3 protein-coding genes are annotated in these 2,883 nt (G+C 37.0%); all 3 read left to right on the top strand.

Features of this window, described 5'->3' with window-relative positions; all coding sequences use genetic code 11:
• A partial coding sequence (locus M0Q17_RS11115; RefSeq protein WP_295086845.1) for a WYL domain-containing protein occupies positions 1–916 on the top strand: 916 nt, incomplete at its 5' end.
• 54 nt (positions 917–970) lie between these two features.
• Positions 971–1,534 carry a DUF4240 domain-containing protein gene (locus M0Q17_RS11110; RefSeq protein ID WP_295086843.1) on the top strand — a complete coding sequence of 188 codons (564 nt, stop codon included), beginning with the start codon at positions 971–973 and terminating at the stop codon, positions 1,532–1,534.
• Positions 1,535–1,651: 117 nt separating this feature from the next.
• Positions 1,652–2,883, top strand: a 1,232-nt coding sequence (locus M0Q17_RS11105; RefSeq protein ID WP_295086841.1) for a DUF2779 domain-containing protein, incomplete at its 3' end; no start/stop codon positions are given.

Genomic DNA, 2,883 nt, shown 5'->3' with positions numbered 1-2,883 from the left:
ATACAAACACGACTATGACAAGATACTTACAAGACTCTCCTGTATTCTCTCAAGACTAAATGACGGAGAGGCTCTTTCTGTTAAGGATCTCGCAAAAGAGTTCAACACCAGCGAGAGAACGGTGCAGAGGGATTTCAACGAGCGACTTGTATCTTTCCCTATCTTTCAAGAGGGCAAAAAGTGGAAGATGCAAGATGGTTACAGGGTTGAGAAAACCAAGTCTTTGGAAGATGAGATAGTTTTAGACATTATAGAGAAGATCACCGAGGGTATAGGCGGCAAGTTCGCATTAAAATCCCATAAGCTGCTCTCAAAGATAAAAAACCAAGATTTTAATCCCATCTATGCAAAACTTAACATCGAAGACATCAGCGACAAGTTCGGCGAGATACAGATCATAGAGGGTGCCGTAAAAGCAAAAAAAGAGCTAGAGTGCTCTTATGATGATGAGAGGCATGATATTTTTAAAGTAACACTTCAGCCTCTTAAGATTGTAAACTTTGAGGGGTTCTGGTATCTGGTTGCACTCCAAGATGATGTGCTTAAGAAGTACTACCTAAAAAACATATCCAATGTAAAAGCGACCGATACTGCTTTTTCCACCGATGCAAAGCTTGAAAATCTGCTTGATAGCTCCATATCTGTATGGTTCCAAAAAGATGTAGAGCCGTTTGAAGTTAAGATTTATGCCAACAAGATTGCTGCAAAGTACTTTCAAAGAAGACCGCTTCCGACACAGTCCATTGAGTCGCTTCACAAAGACGGAACAATGGAGTTTGTAGTAAAGATAACGCATGAGATGGAGATACTTCCCATCATCAAGTATTGGCTGCCGCACATGAGAGTCATAGAGCCCGAGTGGGTACAGGAGATGATAGAAGAGGATTTGAGTAGTTATTTAGCAAAACAGACATAAAGCTGTCAATAAGCGTTAGTATAATAACAAATATATAAAACAAAGGTAGTAAAAATGGAAAAAAGAATGAACGAAAAAGAGTTTTGGGACTTTATTGAATCGGCAAAAATAAATAATGAAAGTGACGCATCTAATATATCAGATATGTTAGAAGAGTTAGGTTATGAAAAAGCGGTTGATTTTGCCTTACATTTTGAGAATATTTTAGATGTTTTAGATACAAGTACAAATGCTTATGCTTTTGGTGCTCTAATTAAAGGTTCTTCCTGTACTGATGATGGTTGGTTGTATTTTAGATCTTGGTTGATTTATCAAGGTAAAGATATTGTAACCAAAGCCATGAAAGATCCTGATGCGCTTATGGATGTATATGATAAATATAAAACAAGAAAGAAAATTTTCGGTGAATATGATACAGAAGATTACTTGTCTATTTGGTTTAACTGCTTTGATGAAGAAATTATGGATGATATTGACAATTCAACTATATATGGTCAGGAAACTTTCTGTGATGATAGCAATGAAATAGACTGGGAAGTAACAACTACAGAATTATATTTCAAAGAACATATGCCAAGATTATGGGAGAAGTTTTCAAAAGGTTATAAATTTTCATGATTATCAAATAACCAGACATAACATTGTTATGTAAAGCGTATAAGCTCCCTTTAGAACTAAGGAGTTTATATGTGTATAAGCAGCTCATTATGGATGGAGAATAAACGAAGGGGTCAAATGAGACTATCAAAATCACTATATACAAGAGGTTTGCAATGTGTAAAATCTCTTTGGCTAAAAAAGTATAATAAAGATGTTCTGACTCCGCCTGATGGCTCTGCGGAGGCGATATTTGAAACAGGCAACGAAGTGGGTGCTTTGGCATGTAAGCTTTTTCCAAATGGTAAAGAAGTTCCGTTTGAAGGCACAAGCTTTGAAGAAAAAATAGTGCTTACAAAAAAGTGGATAGACGAAGGTGTAACAAACATCTATGAGGCGACATTTGCGTATGATGACATAGTGGTAATGGTTGATGTCCTTCATATAAACAGCGACGACACGCTGGAGATATATGAGGTTAAAAGCTCAACGGAGGTAAAAGATGTCTATCTTGATGATGCTTCTATCCAGTACTATGTGCTTAACGGGTTGGGATATAGTGTTAAATCAACCAACATAATTCACATCAATAATCAGTATGTTAGAGAAGATGAACTTGAAATAGAGAAGCTGTTTAAGATTGTAAATGTATCAGATGAAGTAAAAGAGCTTCAGGTCAATATCCCATCTCATTTAAAAAATTTCAAAATATTTTTGGACGATAAAGAGAATGAGCCAATGGTAGATATTGGTAAGCATTGCAGTAACCCTTACGATTGCGATGCAATGGAACATTGCTGGAAACATATACCTGAGTACAGCATTTTTGACATCTCAAGACTAAAAACCGATACCAAGTTTTCTCTCTACAAACAGGGCATTGTAAATTTTAGTGATATTGCAGATGTATCTGGCTTTTCGCTCTCACAGCAGATACAGATAAACTCTGAGCTAGAGAACAAAGAGATCATAAATCGTGAAGCGATAAAAGAGTTTGTAGATAGTCTAACTTACCCGCTTTATCATCTTGATTTTGAGACATTCCAACAAGCAGTGCCGCAGTGGAAGGGCATTAACCCCTTTATGCAGATACCGTTTCAATACTCTCTACATGTAGAAAATAAAAACGGAGATTTGAAACATTGTGAGTTTTTGGCAGAGGACGGCAAAGACCCGCGATATGAACTCGCAAAAAGACTGGTAAACGACATACCTACCGATGTAACGGTTTTAGCCTACAATATGGGCTTTGAAAAAGGGGTGATACGCAAACTGGTAGAACAGTTTGAAGAGTTCGCACCAAAGCTTCTCGCCATTCATGACAACATACGAGACCTTATGACACCGTTTCAAAAGAAAGCGTACTATGT

This window comes from Sulfurimonas sp., from assembly GCF_023229105.1.
In the GTDB taxonomy this organism is placed as follows: Bacteria; Campylobacterota; Campylobacteria; order Campylobacterales; family Sulfurimonadaceae; genus Sulfurimonas.
The sequence above is the reverse complement of the archived record's forward strand: the minus strand, read 5'-3'. Positions and strand labels throughout refer to the sequence as shown.

What these genes read in the sequence shown, in the direction of transcription:
- M0Q17_RS11110 (WP_295086843.1), top strand. Translation starts at nt 971, where the DNA reads ATGGAAAAAAGAATGAACGAAAAAGAGTTTTGGGACTTTATTGAATCG.